9 protein-coding genes and 4 pseudogenes are annotated in these 15,940 nt (G+C 66.3%); 6 read left to right on the top strand and 7 right to left on the bottom strand.

Features of this window, described 5'->3' with window-relative positions:
- Positions 1 to 10: 10 nt before the first annotated feature.
- The gene (locus SY89_RS03440) at positions 11 to 1,465 is read left to right on the top strand and encodes a TIGR00341 family protein (protein WP_239685503.1); all 1,455 of its coding nucleotides are present in this window, start codon (positions 11 to 13) and stop codon (positions 1,463 to 1,465) included.
- On the opposite strand, the gene SY89_RS03435 is transcribed toward SY89_RS03440, so the two are convergent.
- From SY89_RS03435 to SY89_RS17055, 3 genes and pseudogenes are all read right to left on the bottom strand, one after another.
- The gene (locus tag SY89_RS03435; protein WP_080506583.1) at positions 1,363 to 2,328 is read right to left on the bottom strand and encodes an NOG1 family protein; all 966 of its coding nucleotides are present in this window, start codon (positions 2,326 to 2,328) and stop codon (positions 1,363 to 1,365) included. The two genes, SY89_RS03440 and SY89_RS03435, sit on opposite strands and share 103 nt — an antisense overlap.
- 115 nt (positions 2,329 to 2,443) lie before the next feature.
- Positions 2,444 to 3,583 (bottom strand): annotated as a pseudogene (locus SY89_RS17060) (CBS domain-containing protein); the annotation flags it as partial.
- Between the two features lie 246 nt (positions 3,584 to 3,829).
- A pseudogene (locus SY89_RS17055) lies at positions 3,830 to 4,309 on the bottom strand (DUF367 family protein); the annotation flags it as partial.
- Positions 4,310 to 4,378: 69 nt separating this feature from the next.
- On the opposite strand from SY89_RS17055, the gene SY89_RS03425 reads away from it, so the two are divergent.
- Complete coding sequence (locus SY89_RS03425) at positions 4,379 to 4,729, top strand: nuclear transport factor 2 family protein (RefSeq protein WP_054583156.1); 351 nt, start codon at positions 4,379 to 4,381, stop codon at positions 4,727 to 4,729.
- Between the two features lie 3 nt (positions 4,730 to 4,732).
- On the opposite strand, the gene serS is transcribed toward SY89_RS03425, so the two are convergent.
- The 4 genes and pseudogenes from serS to SY89_RS03405 form a co-directional block, all read right to left on the bottom strand.
- A complete protein-coding gene (gene serS, locus SY89_RS03420; protein WP_054583155.1) occupies positions 4,733 to 6,109 on the bottom strand; it encodes a serine--tRNA ligase in 1,377 nt (458 codons plus the stop codon).
- A gap of 117 nt (positions 6,110 to 6,226) precedes the next feature.
- On the bottom strand, positions 6,227 to 6,619 hold the full coding sequence (locus SY89_RS03415) for a hypothetical protein (protein ID WP_054583154.1): 393 nt from the start codon (positions 6,617 to 6,619) through the stop codon (positions 6,227 to 6,229).
- A 92-nt stretch (positions 6,620 to 6,711) separates the two neighbouring features.
- Positions 6,712 to 8,587, bottom strand: a pseudogene (locus SY89_RS03410) (cation:proton antiporter domain-containing protein).
- A gap of 87 nt (positions 8,588 to 8,674) precedes the next feature.
- A pseudogene (locus SY89_RS03405) lies at positions 8,675 to 10,646 on the bottom strand (AMP-dependent synthetase/ligase).
- Positions 10,647 to 11,016: 370 nt separating this feature from the next.
- Here SY89_RS03405 and SY89_RS03400 point away from each other — a divergent pair.
- The 4 genes from SY89_RS03400 to SY89_RS03390 all read left to right on the top strand — a co-directional run bounded on the left by SY89_RS03400 (position 11,017) and on the right by SY89_RS03390 (position 15,540).
- Positions 11,017 to 11,733 (top strand): hypothetical protein, encoded by a 717-nt coding sequence (locus tag SY89_RS03400; RefSeq protein ID WP_054583153.1) that lies wholly within the window; start codon positions 11,017 to 11,019, stop codon positions 11,731 to 11,733.
- A 41-nt stretch (positions 11,734 to 11,774) separates the two neighbouring features.
- The gene (locus tag SY89_RS15675) at positions 11,775 to 12,335 is read left to right on the top strand and encodes a hypothetical protein (protein ID WP_239685502.1); all 561 of its coding nucleotides are present in this window, start codon (positions 11,775 to 11,777) and stop codon (positions 12,333 to 12,335) included.
- A gap of 204 nt (positions 12,336 to 12,539) precedes the next feature.
- Complete coding sequence (locus SY89_RS03395) at positions 12,540 to 14,879, top strand: right-handed parallel beta-helix repeat-containing protein (RefSeq protein ID WP_054583152.1); 2,340 nt, start codon at positions 12,540 to 12,542, stop codon at positions 14,877 to 14,879.
- Between the two features lie 121 nt (positions 14,880 to 15,000).
- A complete protein-coding gene (locus SY89_RS03390; protein ID WP_054583151.1) occupies positions 15,001 to 15,540 on the top strand; it encodes a DUF1102 domain-containing protein in 540 nt (179 codons plus the stop codon).
- The last annotated feature ends 400 nt before the right edge of the window (positions 15,541 to 15,940 follow it).

Below are 15,940 nucleotides of genomic sequence, written 5' to 3'. Positions count from 1 at the left end.
AGACACAGCCGTGCGACTCGTACAGGTGATGATCCCCACCGGGAAGCGCGAGGCCGTGCTCTCGGTGCTGGACGACAACGGGATCGACTACGCGCTCTCGGACGAAACCAGCGGGCGGCGCTACACCGCCGTGGTCTCGTTCCCGCTCCCGACCAACGCCGTCGAGCCGATACTGGACCAGCTCCGCGAGGAGACCGGGATCGACCGCGACGCCTACACCGTTGTGCTCGACGCCGAGACGGTCGTGTCCGAGCGCTACGAGCAGTTGGAGAAGGAGTGGACCGAGGGCGAGGAGGGCGAACGCATCGCCCGCGACGAACTGGTCCAGCGAGCGTCGGACCTGGCGCCGGACTGGGTCCCCTTCCTCGTAATGACGATGATCAGCGCCGTCGTCGCGACCGCCGGGCTGTTGATCGACTCGGCGGCGGTCGTCGTCGGTTCGATGGTGATCGCCCCGTTGATCGGGCCGGCGATGGCCACCAGCGTCGGCTCCGTCGTCGACGATCGGGAGCTGTTCGTCCGGGGAATCAAGCTGCAGCTGGTCGGCGCCGTGCTCGCGGTCGGGAGCGCCGCGGCGTTCGCGGGGCTGTTGCGGTTCGGCAACGTCGTCCCGCTGAGCGTGACCGAGGTGTTCGCGATCGGCGAGGTGCGCGAGCGGCTCTCGCCGGGCGTCCCGTCGTTGGCCGTCGCGCTCGCGGCGGGGGTCGCCGGGGCGTTGTCGCTCTCCTCTGGCGTCTCCTCGGCGCTCGTCGGCGTGATGATCGCCGCGGCGCTGGTGCCACCGACCGCGGTCGTCGGGATCGGGATCGCGTGGGGGCGGCCGGCGGCGATCGTCGGCTCGGCGGTGCTGGTCGCGGTGAACTTCCTTTCGATCAACCTCGTGGCACTGGCGACGTTCTGGTACCAGGGGTACCAGCCCGAGGAGTGGTTCAAAGTCGGCGAGGCGCGGAAAGACACGGTCAAGCGGATCGGCGCGCTCGCGGTCACGGTGCTCGTGCTCTCCTCGGTGCTCGCGGGCGCGACGTACGCCTCGATGCAGCGCGCGGCGTTCGCGGATCAGGCCCGCGAGGAGACCGAGTCGCTCCTCGCCGGGGAGCCCAGCCTGTCGCTGGTCTCCTTCGAGGTCGAACACGGCTCCACCTTCCCGTTCCGGAGCCCCAAGCGAGTGCTCGTCACTATCGGGTACCAGTCGGGGACGGAGCCGCCCGCGCTGGCCGACCGGTTGGCCGAGCGGATCGGCGCCATCGAGAACGGACCGTTCGAGCTAGGAAGCGGCGAGGGCGTCTCGGTGTCGGTGCGCTACGCCGCCGTCGAAACCGCCGGCGGCGAGGGGACGCGGTCGGACGTCGGCGACGCCGCGGCTCAGTCGTTCCGGGAGGGCGGGATGTCGGGCGTCCAGTCGACCGCTTCGACTACGGTGTCGAGCACGGCGTCGACGTTCTCGCCCTCGGTCACGCTCATGTAGGCGTCGGCCTCGACCTCGGTCGACACGTCGGACTTGTTGCAGACGGTGACCATCGGCGCGTCGAACTGGGCGGCCAGCTCCTCGCGGAGTTCGAGTTGGGCGGGCAGCGGGTAGCCACACTGGCCGGAGGCGTCGACGACGAACAGCACGGCGTCGGCGAGGTGGCGCAGCGCGGAGACCGCCTGGGCCTCGATGTCGTTGCGCTCATCCTCCGGGCGGTCGAGCAGCCCCGGCGTGTCGACGATCTGGTAGCGGATGTGATCGTGCTCGAAGTGGCCGACGTGGACCGCCGTCGTCGTGAACGGGTAGGACTCGATCGCGTTGCGCGCGTTGGTGACCTCGTTGACGAAGGAGGACTTCCCCACGTTGGGGTAGCCCGCGACGACGATCGCCGGCTCGTCGGGGCGGATGTCCGGCAGCGTCTTGAGTTCGTCCCGGGCCTCGCCGACGGCCAGCAGGTCGTCCTCGATCTCGTCCATGATGTCGGCCATCCGGGCGAATGCCTGCTTACGGTGTTTCTTCGCCGTCTCGGTGTCGCTGTTCCGGATCTTCGAGGCGTACTCGTCCCGTAGCGCCTCGATCTGGTTGCCGGCCCAGGTGACTTCACTCAGCGCCTGTCGGAGCCGGTCCACGTCGACGATCGCGTCGGCGAGCTCGTAGTAGAACGGGTCGACGTAGTCGAAGTCCGGCCAGGCGGTAGCGACGTTCTGGAGGTTGTCCGAGAGGATGTTCCCGGCGGTGCGCAGCATGGCCTCTTGGGCCTCGTAGGGCTCCTTGGCGCGTCCGGTCCGGGCGGCCCGGGAGAACGCCTTGTCGAGGAGCTCCTCCGACCGTGGGGTGGTCGGGAGATCTTCGAAGGTCATCGATTACGGGAGTGTAGCCGCCCAGCGCGTAAAAACGCGTCCGTTCGGGGAACGACCGGCGAGCGGCGCTCTCGGCCGGCCAGGAGCTACGACTGCGGGGGAGCCGTTGCCCGGTGAGCCCGCCGAGCCCGCCGCTGGTCTGGGAGATGTTGAACGCCATCACGAGGTCGGTCTGGGAGAGCAGCCCCACGAGGTTCCCCTCGCTGTCGGCGACCGGGAGCCGCCCGGCTTGGTGGGACTGCATCGCGTCGAGCGCGTCCATCACCTCGCTGTCGGGGTCGAGCGTCGGCACCTCGTAGTTCATCACGTCCTCGACGAGGTAGGCGTCGCGCTCGACTTCGGGCACCGACTGCGTGTCCTCTAAGGTCACCATGCCGACGAACGCCCCGTTGCGCATCACGGGGTAGCCGACGTGGCGCTCACGCAGCATGCGCTGGATGAGTTCGGCGACCGTCGTCTCCTCGGTGACGGTCTGGAGCTCCGCGGCCGGCGTCATCAGCTCCCGGACGGTCACGCCCTCGAACGCCGCCTTCAGAACGGTGCGCTGGGCCTCGCTCGAGGCGCCCATGTAGATGAAGAAGGCGACGGCAAGCAGGATCAGGTCGAACCGGAGCAAGCCGAAAAAGCCCATGAGGATCGCGAACCCCTTGCCGACGGTCGTCGCGATCTGGGTCGCGCGGACGTGCGACCGGTTCCGCGCGAGCAGCGCGCGCAGCACGCGCCCGCCGTCCATCGGGAACCCCGGCAGCATGTTGAACACCGCAAGCATCACGTTCACCAGCGCGAGGTAGCCGAACACGAACTGGACCGCCGGGAGCTCCGCCGGGATCGTCGTGAACACGCCGTAGGAGACGATCCCCACGGCGACGCTCACGATCGGGCCGGCGACGGCGACCGAGAACTCCTGCTTCCAGTCTTCGGGCATCTCGGTGAACTGGGCGACGCCGCCGAGCAGCCAGAGCTTGATCGAGTCGATCTCGAAGCCGTAGCGCATCGCGACCAGCGAGTGGCCCAGTTCGTGCAGGAGGACGCCGACGAACAGGCCGATCGCCGACGCGGAGCCGATGAGCCACGGCGTGTTCCCCTCGGTTAGCGGCGCCGCGCCCGGCACGGTGGAGGGCAGGATACCGAGGATGTCGACCCAAAAGCCGACCTGCGAACCGATCACCCACGCGAACAACGGTAGCACCAACAGAAACGTCACGTCGATCTTGATCGGGATCCCGTAGATCCGCCCGATCTGGAAGCTCGCCATGTGAGTGGGTAGCGGGCCATCGACCGTAAGTCGACTGGTGGGGGCGAACGGTCGTGGGTCGAGTCTGGTAACCAGAAGCGGCCGAACCCCGTCGAAGCGCGGCCCCGCGGTTACCGAGCCCCGTTCTCGGCCGGCATCGACGAACCCTGTCGCCGATCGCCGAACGGCTGTCGTCGGCCAACTCGCGTGTTTGCCCACGCGCAGGTAGTTCTGTATCGTCGCTTGCGGTTTATCGGTCCAAGTACTCCCCTGGATCGCCACGACCTCGGCCGAGCCCTCGCAGTCGGCGTACCGGCGCAGGGGCTCCTCGTTGAGTTCGAGGAACGTCTCTCCCCACGTGAACTTCGAGAGGACCTGCTCGGCCTGTGCCCGCTCGCCCAGGATCACCAGCGCGCCGGCGAACGCTTCGACGGTCGTGAGCTGCATCGGCTTCCCGAAGTTCACCGGGTTGGCGGCGACGAGGTAGGGGAGCGCGCGGTGGTCGCCGTCGATGGTGAACTGCTTCTCGCCGGCGGACTCCCACGAGCAGTCGAGCGCGACCAGTGCGTGTTCGGCGGCGTCCCGATCGGCGGGCGAAAGCGCCCGGTCGGCGTGGGGGTTGAGCACGACGCCGTACGGGGTCGCGCGGTCCGAGCGGTGGAGTTCCGCGAGGTCGAACCGCGCGAGCTTCCGGGCGGTACATTTCTCGGGGTCGTCGTCGCCCTCGTACCGAACGTGCAGGTCCATACGCTCGCTGGGCGCCCGAGGGCCAAATGTTCCCCGACCCTTCTTGGGTCCGCTCGCCCGAGATGCGGTATGAGCCAGACTGAGTTGGTCGAGCGCTACTACGAGGCCATCGACGCGATGGACGCCGACGGCCTCGCGGCCGTGCTCGCCCCCGAGTTCCGCCACGACCGGAGCGACCGGACAATCGAGGGCCGCGAGCGGTTCGTCGAGTTCATGATGAACGACCGGCCACAGACCGACACGGTCCACGCCGTGGACACGCTGTTCCTGCCGGCCGTCGACGCCGACGACGCCCGCGAGCGCGAGGTCGCGGCCCACGGGCGGCTGTTCGCCGAGGACGGCGAGGAGCTGTTCGCGTTCGTCGACCTGTTCACCGTCGAGGAAGAGAAAATCGTCGAGCTACGGACCTTTACGAAGTAGCGCTCAGTTCCCGTCCCCCACCGCGCTCTCACCGACGGGCTCCCGGCCCTCGATGAGTTCCTGGCCGCCCATGTACGGCTGGAGCGGCTCCGGCACGTCGACGGTGCCGTCGTCGTTCTGGTAGTACTCGAGAATCGCCACCACCACGCGCGGGACGGCGACGCCCGACCCGTTGAGCGTGTGGAGGTACTCCGCCGACTCGTGCTGTTCGGGCCGGTACTGGATCCCCGCCCGGCGGGCCTGGAACTCCCGGAAGTTCGACACCGACGACACCTCGAGCCAGCGCCCGCCGCGGTCGGGGCCCTCGGCCATGTCGTCGCCGGGCGCCCAGACCTCGATGTCGTACTTCTTGGCCTGCGTGAAGCCGAGATCGCCGGTACACATCTCCAGGATCCGGTAGGGCAGCCCCAGTTCCTGCAGCACCGACTCCGCCTCCGAGACCAGCCCCTCGAAGCGCTCGTCGCTCTCCTCCGGGCGGACGAAGTTGACCAGTTCGACCTTGTTGAACTGGTGGACGCGGACGATGCCGCGGGTTTCGGTGCCGTGCTCGCCGGCCTCCTGCCGGAAGTTCGGCGAGTACGCCTGGTACTTCAGCGGCAGGTCGTCGTCGAGCAGGATCTCGTCGCGGTGGAGGTTCGTGACGGGGACCTCCGCGGTCGGGAGCAGCCACAGGTCGTCGTCGTCGTACGGCTCGTCGTGGCTCCCCTCAAGGCGGTAGGCGTCCTCGGTGAACTTCGGGAACTGGCCGGTGCCCTCCATCGACCGGCTGTTGACCGGGATCGGCGGGAACACGTCGGTGTACCCCTGCTCGCGGTGGGTTTCGAGGAAGAACTGGATGAGGGCGTGCTCCAGGCGGGCGCCCTCGCCTTTCGCGAAGTAGTAGCCGCCGCCGCTGACTTTCGCGCCGCGCTCGAAGTCGAGGATGTCGAGCTCCTCGCCGAGGTCGTAGTGGGGCGTGACCTCCTCGGGCAGGTCGCGCAGGTCGTCGAACCCCTCGCGCCGGCGCTCGACGTTCTCGCTCTCGTCGGCGCCGCGGGGCACGTCGTCGTCGGGGAGCATCGGAATCCGCATCATGCGCTCCTCCAGATCCGCTTCGAGCTCGTCGGCGCGATCCTCCACTTCCTCCAGTCGTTCCTTGAGTTCGCTCGATCGATCGATGGCGTCCTGGGCTTTCTCCTCCTCGCCGTCGCGTTTGAGTTCGCCGATGGTCCGACTGACCTCGTTGCGCTCGTGACGGAGGTCGTCGCCCTCGGCTTTGAGGTCGCGCCACTCGTCGTATATCTCGAGGATCTCGTCGAGATCCACGTCGTCGACGCCCTTCGCGTCGAGCGCGTCCCGGACGCGCTCGGGCTCCTCTCGGAGGGTCTGTCGGCTGATCATGGGCGGAGTTCTCGGTGATTCGGGAAAACCGTGTCGGGTCCGTGGGGCGCCGTAACGCGAGTCGGCGGGGGAGACGGCGGCTCTCGGAACGGAATCTCGCCCGCCGGATACCGCGACTCAGTCCTGCGCCGCGAAGAAGGCGTCCAGCCCGTTGCGCGTGATCCGCACGTCGATCGTCCCGGTGCCGGTCACCTCGACCTGCAGTACGTCCTCGTAGGGGCCGGCGACGACGTGGACCCGGGTCGGGATGGGCGCTTCGCCCGCGTCAGGCGACGGGGCTACGTCGGCCACCAACTGTCGGGAGCCCGGCGGGACCGTCCCCTCGAAGTCGGGCTCGGGTGGGTCGTCGGGGTCGTACTCGGCGACGGGCGTCACCGTCGCAGTCACGTCCCGCGCGCCGCCGCTACGGTTCTCGATAGCCATCTCGACCGCTTCGTTGGTCAACGACGTACAGCCGGCGAGCGCGACGACGACCGGGAGGGGCAGGAACGCACGGCGTGAGAGCGCCATTACCGAGGGTCAGGGTTCCGCGGAGAAACCGTCGTCGGTATCGGTCGGCGAAACCACTGACCGCTCGTTTTCGAGGGCGTTGCCCAACCTCGTTACTCCTCGGGGTGGGCCCACTTCATCGCCTCGCGGACCGCCTCCTTCCGGCCGATGAAGGTGACGCGATCGCCACGTTCGAGCGTGAAGTCGGCCTCGGGGACGAACGTGTCCGCGTCCCGGCAAACCAGCCCGATGATGCAGCCCTCGGGGAGTTGCGGGCCGAGTTCGCGGATCGTCTGGCCGATCAGCGGCTCGGCGGTGACCTCGATCTCCTGAACGTCGCCGGAGTCGCCGATCCCCTGCATCCACCGCGCCATCGCGGGGCGCTCGATGTAGTCGTCCATCGCCTGTGCGGTGGCCATCGCGGGGGAGATCGTCCGGACGCCCAACTCCTCGAAGGCGTCGACGTTCTCGGGGTTGTTCGTCCGGGCGATCACACGATCCGGCGAGAACTTCGACTGGGAGAGCTGGGAGATGAGCAGGTTCGCGTCGTCATCGCCGGTCGCGGCGACGATGATCTTGGCGTTCTCCGCGCCCGCGGACTGGAGCACCTCGGTGTCGGAGCCGTCGCCCTGGTGCACCGCAAAGCCAGCGTTCCGGGCCTGCTCGATCCGCTCTTGGTTGTTCTCCACGATCACGACGTTCTCGCCTCGGTCTTCGAGGCGGGTCGCGAGCTCGCGCCCGACCGACCCCCTCCGACGATGATGACTCGCATGGGTATGACGTTGAGTTTCTCCGCGATCTGGCGGGCTAGCCCCGCCTCGAACACGACTGTCAGCAGGATAGTCAGGAAGACGGTGCCGACGAGCACGTCGGCGGCGCCCGGCATTCCGACCGCGTCGCTCCGCAGTTCGATGGCGAACAGCGTCGCCACGGACGCCGGGATGATCCCGCGGGGGCCGACGAAGCTCATGAACAGTTTCTCTCCCCGGGTGAAGCGGTCGCCGGCGCTGGAGACGAACACCAGCAGCGGCCGCAGCACGAGCGCGACCACGACCACGACGCCGACCCCGCCACCCCGAGTTCGAGCAGCACCGAGAACTTGAGCAGGGCGGCGAGCGTGATGAACACGAACGAGAGCACGATCAGCGTCACGTCGCCTTTGAACGCCGCGATCTCGTCCTCGTAGGGCACGTCCGCGTTGCCGAGCAGAATGCCCGCGACGGCGACGGCGGCGACGCCGGACTCGCTGGCGAGGTAGTTCGCGGCCGCGTAGGCGACCAGCGCGCCCGCGAGCACGAGCAGGCGGGCGTTCCGCGGCGCGTTGCTGGGCGAGAGATCGACGTACTGGAGCGCGTAGTACAGCAGCCCGGCGACGGCGATCCCGACCAGCAGCCCGTAGCCGAGTCGTTCAGCGAACAGCGTGACGAGGGCGCTCGGGCCCGACGCCCCGGTCGTGATGATCTCGAAGATCACGACCGCGGTGATGGCGGCGGTCACGTCGTTGACGATCCCCTCGGTGTCGAGCGCGATCCCGACCCGGTCGCGGACGGGGACCACGTCGAGGATGGGTGCGATGACGGTCGGCCCGGTGGCGACCAGCAGCGACCCCACGAGGAAGGCGACCAGCCAGCCGACACCCAGCAGGTAGTGGACGGCGACGCCGGTGCCGACCAGCGCGATCAGGGCGCCGACGGTCACCAGCCTGAACGCCGTCCGTGGCGCCTCCCGCATCTCGTCAATCCGGAGGTGGAACGCCCCCTCGAAGACGATGATCGCGACCGAGAGGCCGACGATGGCAGACAGCGCGGGCGTCCCGAACGATTCGGGGTTGAGCAGCCCGGTCACTTCCGGGCCGAGCAGGATCCCCGCCGCGATCAGGAACACGATGCTCGGCACCCGGAACCAGTCCGAGAGCAGTTGTGCGATCACGCCGATCCCGATGATGCCGGCGACGACCGCGATGAGCACGGCTGCCTCGTTCCCGGCCATCTACAGCACCCCGGCTTCGACGATTCTGTTCGCCCTCACGTTCGAAGGAATCGGTGGGGTCGGCTTAAACGTGGCTACCGCGGCCGGTTACTCGTAGAGGTTCTCGACCTCGTCGCTCCAGCGATCCAGGATCTTCCGGCGTTTCTTCTTCATCGTCGGCGTCAGTAGGTCGTTCTCGGGCGTGAACTCCTCGGGCACGAGTCGGAACTGCTTGATCTGTTCGTGGCTCTCGAACTCCTCGTTGATCGCCTCGACCTCCGCCTGAATCCGGTCGCGTACGCGGTCGTCGTGACAGAGTTCGTCGTCGTCCGCGGGGAGTTCGTACCCTTCACGCTCCCCCACGCCCGGACTGCGTCGAACGCCGGGACGATCAGCGCGCCGACGAACTTCCGGGCGTCGCCGACGACCATCGCCTGCTCGATCAGCTCGTTGTCGGCGAAGGCGTCCTCGATGGGGCCCGGCGGCACCATCTTCCCCGTCGAGAGCTTCAGCAGCTGTTTCGCCCGCTCGCGGAACGCGATGTAGCCGTCGGGCCGGATCTCGACCACGTCGCCCGTCCGGAACCACGGGTCGCCGCCGTCGTCGGCCGCCTCGAACGCGTCGGCGGTCTCCTCGGGCTTCTCCCAGTAGCCGTCGGTGACGTTGGGGCCACGGACGAGCAGCTCCCCGGTGTCGCCCTGGATATCGTCGCCCATCACGCCGATGGACTCGTCGAGGTCCATCTCCACGTCGACGACCGGCGGGCCGATCGTGCCGGGTTTGGGATCCTCGATGGGGTTGACGCTCAGCACCGGCGCGGTCTCCGTGAGCCCGTACCCCTCGAGGATCGGGATCCCCATCCCGTGGAACAGCCGGCAGAGGTCCTCCGAGAGGCTGCCGCCGCCGGAGACGAAGAAGTCGACGTTGTCGCCCAGCGCCTCGCGGACGCTCGAGTAGACCAGCTTGTCGCCCACGTCGTGTTTCAGCGAGAGTAGCGTGCCGGGGTTCTCGGTCCGCTCGTACTCCCGGGCCACGTCGACGGCCCACTCGAAGATCCGCTGTTTGATCGGCGACTCGCTGGCCTGCTCGCGCACGGCGGCGTACAGCTTCTCGTACACGCGCGGGACGCTCGTGAACGTCGTCGGCCTGACGAGCTTGAAGTCCTCCCGCAGCGTGTCCGGGCTCTCGGCGTAGGCGATCGTCGCCCCCGAGGCGAACATGAGGAAGTGCCCCGAGAGCCGCTCGAACACGTGCGCAAGGGGGAGGAAGGAGAGCGCGACCGTGTCGGTGTCGGTCGTCGGCATCTCCGGGTCGCGGTCGGGCCGCGGGCCGAAGCGCCGGTAGCACTGGTTCACGTTCGACCGGAAGTTGCGGTGGGTGAGCTTCACGCCCTTCGGCTGGCCGGTGGTGCCGGAGGTGTAGACGAGGCTCGCGAGGTCGTCGGGATCGCGCTCGTCGAGCCAGCCCTCGTAGGCGTCCTCGTCGAACGCCGCGGCGCCGCGGTCGTGGAGGTCGCCCAGCGTCAGCACGTCGTCGCGGTCCCGGACCGCCGCCGCGGCGCCGCTGCCGTCGGCGGGCTCGTCCATCACGACGACGAAGGAGAGGTCGAGCTCGTCCTCGACGTTCAGCACTTTCCGCAGCAGGTCGCCGTTCTCGACGACGACGCCGTCGGCGCCGGCGTCGCCCAGCAGGTACTCGGTCTGGCGCTCCGAGGAGCCGCTGTAGACGGTGTTGACCACGCCGCCGGCGGCGAGCACGCCGAAGTCGGCCTGGGCCCACTCCATCCGGGTGTTGGCGAACAGCCCCACGCGGTCGCCGGCCTCGATGCCGAGCTCGCGGAAGCCCGCCGCGAGGTTGCGCACGATCTCGCGGGTCTCCTCGTAGCGCAGGTCGGCGTAGTCGCCCGCTGGCGCCTCGGGGATGGCGCCTTCGGCGACCAGCGAGCGGTCGTAGATCCCCCCTTGTAGCGCTGGGCCACCTCGTCGGCGTTGCGCTCGGCGCTGGCCTCGAACATCGCCGGCAGCGTGTCGTCCTCGATGACGGGGTGGTCGAACCCCCGTTCGGCGTCGCGGATATCCATGAGTCGGGGCTGTGTCGGGAACGACCATAAAGTTCCGTACACAACGGGGGTGTTGCTCGGGGTTGATTCGGCGGGCGTCGACGCCGATTCGGCAACGCGAGGGCAGTTGTTCAGGGTTGGTTCTCGATTGGCGGGTTCGCGGGAAAAACGACCGACGAAACCGGTTTCAGTGGGTATCTCAAGAGCCGCTTGAGGCGGTGTCAGACCGGGGCTGTGGGTTCGCGGGCGGTTCTCAGGCCGGGCCGGAGACGTTTCGTCTATCCAACTGGTTCGGGCTGAACCGTGTCAGCCGACTCAATACTACTTACAAAGGGGGTATGTGTCAAGTGAAGCGTTCCCGAGGGAGTTCGGGGCGCGGAGGAATACAACAATGGAACGACGCAAGTTCATCGCTGGTCTGGGATCGCTGACCGCTGCTGGCGCGGCGGGCATTGGTACGGGCGCGTTCACGACTGTGCAGGCGAACCGTAGTGTTAGTGTCTCCGTAGCGGACGACACTGATGCCCTACTGGCCCTGACTCCGGATCCGGACGACGATGGAACGAATGAGTCGGAGAATGCGGACTACCTGAGCTGGAACAACGGTAAACTCAGCATCAACATCGACAGTGCTGCGGGTACCACTGGATCGGGTGTCAACGCTAACGCAACGACGCAGATCAACGACCTGTTTAAAGTGGTAAACCAGGGAACGCAGGCAGCAGTCGTCTACGTTGATCCTGACAGTATCAGTGACAGCAACCTTACTTGGTCAGGTTCCGGGATCACGATCGACCCGCAGGCCTCCAATCGACCTAACGGAGACTACACCAACACTGGCTCGCTCGCCGCAGGTGTTGAGGACGATCAGATCTCCCTTACGGGAGGAGATAAAGGCCCCACTTGGAGTGGGGTAGGTAGCGACGATGATGACTCGCTCGAGGAATACGTCCTCGAGCCTGGTGAGTCATTCGACTTCGGTCTGTACGTCTCCACGGACAGCACCGTCGATAATACCTCCTCCATCAGCGAGACGATAGAGATCGTTGCCGATGCGACCCGCGTCCCGGACAGTTACACGGGAGACGGCTCGGGAAGCGGTACGTAAGACAACCTACCTAGGAGAAAACAATGAAACGACGCACCCTCATGGCTGGCCTCGGCAGCCTCACGGCGGGTAGCGTACTCGCCGTGGGATCGGGTGCGTTCACGAGCGTCAGCGCGCGCCGCACGGTGTCAGTCCAGACCGCAGCGGACTATGAATCGCTGCTCGGACTTACACAGATTGGAGCAGGGGAGCGTTCCGAACTAGACGGAACACCGTCTCAGTTGGAGTTCACGCTCCCTGGAGACGACGAAGACGAATACCCATCCCAAGATCCGACTAACCCGCAGGGGCTCGGGACGGATTCAGTATACCGTTTCGGCCAAGATGCGGGGGCTGAAACGAGTGGGCTCTTCGCCGTTGAAAACCTCGGTACGCAGCCAGTCCAGGTATACAGTACGCAGTCCGATACGAGTGGGGTTCCCGAAGTAACGATGTACAACGTAGAAACAGGGAATCTCCTCACAAAAAATAGTCCCTCGGCAACGCTCCCAACCGCGAATAGACTGCTCTGTGGGCTGGAGGTCGACACCCACGGCGTTCCAGTGCGAGAGACGGAGTACGATGTGACGCTCACGATCACGGCTGTCGCGGCAGGCGACTGATTCTAACCCACTCCGGCCGTTCGGCGGTTCGACTCCGCCGGTGGGTTTCCCGCAAAGGGGTCAACTATGGACCGACGCAAATTCATCGCAGGGATCGGAGCACTTAGCGGCGCCGGGGCGGTCGGAACGGGGGCGTTCACGAGCGTTTCTGCCGACCGAAGTGTCAGTGTTTCCGTAGCGGGGGACGCGAACGCGTTCCTCGCGATGGACGCGAGCAGCACCGCCAACGGCGAGTTCGCCTCGATAAACAACGACCAGATCGAACTGGATTTCTCCGACAGCAACGCCGGTGGCGACGGGCTGGGACTCAACTCCACCTACGAGTTCGACGACGTATTCCGAATCACGAATCAGGGGACCCAGCCCGTCTACGTCTGGGCGAACTTTAGCGGCGGGAGTCTGGACGACGACAACATCTGGTTCTATCCCGGAAGCAATTCCGACCGCAAACTGAACGACGGGACGAACGAGGTCGTCACGCTGCCGGTCGGCGAGACGGTAGAGGTGGGCGTGTACGTCGACACCTCAGTTCTGAGTTCTATCGACACCCAGAACCTGACGGCGACGCTTACCGCGAATGTCGACGTTCCGAGCAGTTCTAGTCCGACGGATCCGACCGGTGAAGACGCCGCAGTCGTAAGTGAGGATCCAGACGACGGCGAGTACGGGTCGATTCAGGCTGCCATCGACGATGTAGACGGGACGACGGTGTTCGTCGAGCCTGGAACGTACGAAGAGAACGTCGAGGTCAACAAATCCGGCCTGACACTCAGAACGACCGAGCAGAGGCAAGCCACGATTAAGGGCCGTGTCGTCGCCAGCAGCGACGGAACCACGCTCGATGGGTTCACTGTCTCACCGCCCGCGGCGGGATCGACGTCCGAGTCCGAGGCGATCAGAGTGAGCGGCAGCGCGGACGATGTGAACGTCAGGAACAATCTCGTCGACGGCTTCGAGCGGGACGATCCGGAGGGCGGCTTCTACGGTGTCGACGGAATAAACATCTTCGGTGGCAGTGCTGACGACTCCGTGTCGAACGTCGTAGTGACGAACAACGAGGTTCGAAGCCTCCGGAACGCGGACCAAGGCGGGGTCGCCGGGGTCAGCGTTCAGGGCAACGTCGACGGTGCGACGATCACGGGCAACACCCTCTCCGGAATCGGTGAAGGTGTCACGTCGTACGGGTTCGGGGTGACGGTTCGAGGGACCGGAAACCACGACGAGGACCCTGCGGACGTAACGGTCCGGAAAAACGGTATCGGACCGATCGAGTCAGACGACGGCCCGTACCTCGGCGTCGGCCTCGGTGTGGAGACGGACGGCTCGAACCTCGCGTTCGAGGGGAACACGATCACGGATGCAGAGCTCGGCGTGGAGGTCAAAGCCGCTGCGGGAGCGACGACGTTCAGCGGAAACACGTTCGATGGTTCGGACATCCACTTGGCAGACGTGACGGGGAACGTCGGGCTGTCGGACGTACTCGATAACAACGACTTCGGGGAGGCGGCAGCGACGGACGCGGTCAAGCCGAACTCACTCAGGCCCGAGTCCGCGACTCCGTATCAGCAAGCCATCCTCCCGACAATTTCGTCGGCACTCGATGTGTCGGCGACCGGTGCTCGTATCGATGTTGCTCCCGGGACGTATGGTGCAGATGCGTACGGCGAGAAACCCGGACTCCAGATTGGGTCGCAGGACGCCGGCACGGACCCTGCGTCGGCGCCGTTGGCGGACGTGAGCATCGTCGGCCGCGGGACGCCGACAATCGATGGCTGGGTCCAGATTCTCGACCCCGGCGTCACGTTCGAGGGCTTCGAGGTGACGGGCGAAGTGTTCGGGTACGGGCTCGCGGCGTTCGAGCCTGACGTGACCATCCGTGATGTGACAGTTAGCGACGTGACGAACGGTGTGTTCGTACCCTCCGCAGAGAACGTCGTTATGGAGAACCTCGCCGTCGAGAACTACTCGTTCTACGGCGCGATCGTCAGCGGGCGCAACGAGTTCGGTGGGGCGACACCAACAGTCCGTGGCAGTACCTTCGACGGCGCATCCGGCAGCGGTGCGGTCGGAATCGGCGTCGTCGGGACCGACGCGGAAATTCGCGGAAACAGCATAACTGGAAACGAGTTCGAAGATGAGGGCGGGTCTGGGGTCGCCCACTTCTCCGGGGCCGAGGTGGAGATCAAGGAGAACACGATCGAGGACAACGACGACGGCGTCTTCCTGGCCGGTACCGACGCCAATACAGTGACGGTCACGAAAAACGACATCGTCGGGAACGTCGTTGGGGTCGCGAACGAAGGGAGTGGGGAAGTGGAAGCGACAGGCAACTGGTGGGGAAGCGAGGCCGGACCCGGGGAGGGAAGCAACACCACTGGAACCGAAGGATCGGTCGACGCCGACCCCTGGTCGACTGCCCCCGGACCGGACTGGAACACTAATGGAACGCCGGGGTTCACTGCGTCCTCGTTCGGAACGGGCGAGTCGGACGAGTCCGGTGGGGAAGCACCGACACCGCCGGAGAACCCAGATGCCGTCCAGTGATGGACTGACGACGGTAGCCCACGCTGGTGCACAGTATCCCCGATAGCGGGGAGCCGAGGGGTATCGACGCCCCGCCACGGCGGTTCGACTCCGCTGGTGGGTTTCCCACGGAGGGACCAATATGAAACGACGCACGCTGCTCACCGGCGTCGGATCGCTCGCGGCGACGAGCGCCGTCGCCGTCGGAACGGGTGCGTTCACCAGCGTCTCGGCCGACCGGGCCGTCGCCGTCGAGGTCGCCGACGACAGCAGCGCGTTCCTGATGTTCGACCCGGGGCTGAGGTCCTCGACGAACGACGCGTTCGCGTCCTACGAGGACGGACAACTGATCCTCGACTTCGACAAGACCGAGGTCGGTGGAGAGGGTGTCAATCACGATTCGGTGTCCCAGTTCGATCAGGTGTTCAAACTGGTCAACCGCGGCACGCAGGCCGTGAATATCTGGTTCGAGCACGACCTCCCGGGTGTGACGTTCTACCGGTTCGACCCGGACTCGAACAGCCTCGACGGCCCGTCGAACGCGAAGATCGGGCTCGCCGCTGGCGGGCACATGAAGATCGGCGTCGAGGTCGACACGACCGCCTCCGGCGCCGGCGCCGGCGACGTCGACTCGCTCTCAGGAACGGTGACGATCCACGCGAGCGCAGAATCGCCCACTTAGTAGGGCCGGCTCACCCCGGTTCCGTACCACAGTTACTCCACCGTGGTCCACTGGCGGATGATCTTGAGCCTGATCCGGACGCCGTAGCCGTGTTGAACAAGTACACAGGGTTCCCCAGATAGGCTGCGTGGGTTGACAAGGTGATGCTGAACTACGTCAGCCCGGTCAATACTACCACCCCACACTGTCTAGATACTGACGAGGCTCGATTCCCAATGCAACGACGCAAATTCATCGCAGGGCTCGGATCACTCACCGCCGCTGGGGCGGCCGGGATCGGGACGGGGGCGTTCACCAGTGTGAGTGCGAACCGCTCACTCTCAGTGAGTGTCGCCGACGACAGCAGTGCACTACTCGGTCTCACCGCACCGAACAATCTCGAGAACGGGGAGTACGCCAC

Origin of the sequence: Halolamina pelagica (assembly GCF_001307315.1) — an archaeon.
Taxonomy (GTDB): domain Archaea; phylum Halobacteriota; class Halobacteria; order Halobacteriales; family Haloferacaceae; genus Halolamina; species Halolamina pelagica_B.
Note: the sequence above shows the minus strand (reverse complement) of the source record. Positions and strands in the feature narration are given on the sequence as shown.

Coding starts and splice junctions, on each gene's coding strand:
- SY89_RS03395 (WP_054583152.1), top strand. CDS start 12,540: ATGGACGCGAGCAGCACCGCCAACGGCGAGTTCGCCTCGATAAACAAC.
- SY89_RS15675 (WP_239685502.1), top strand. CDS start 11,775: ATGGCTGGCCTCGGCAGCCTCACGGCGGGTAGCGTACTCGCCGTGGGA.
- SY89_RS03390 (WP_054583151.1), top strand. CDS start 15,001: ATGAAACGACGCACGCTGCTCACCGGCGTCGGATCGCTCGCGGCGACG.
- serS (WP_054583155.1), bottom strand. CDS start 6,109: ATGATCAGCCGACAGACCCTCCGAGAGGAGCCCGAGCGCGTCCGGGAC.
- SY89_RS03415 (WP_054583154.1), bottom strand. CDS start 6,619: ATGGCGCTCTCACGCCGTGCGTTCCTGCCCCTCCCGGTCGTCGTCGCG.
- SY89_RS03425 (WP_054583156.1), top strand. CDS start 4,379: ATGAGCCAGACTGAGTTGGTCGAGCGCTACTACGAGGCCATCGACGCG.
- SY89_RS03400 (WP_054583153.1), top strand. CDS start 11,017: ATGGAACGACGCAAGTTCATCGCTGGTCTGGGATCGCTGACCGCTGCT.
- SY89_RS03435 (WP_080506583.1), bottom strand. CDS start 2,328: ATGACCTTCGAAGATCTCCCGACCACCCCACGGTCGGAGGAGCTCCTC.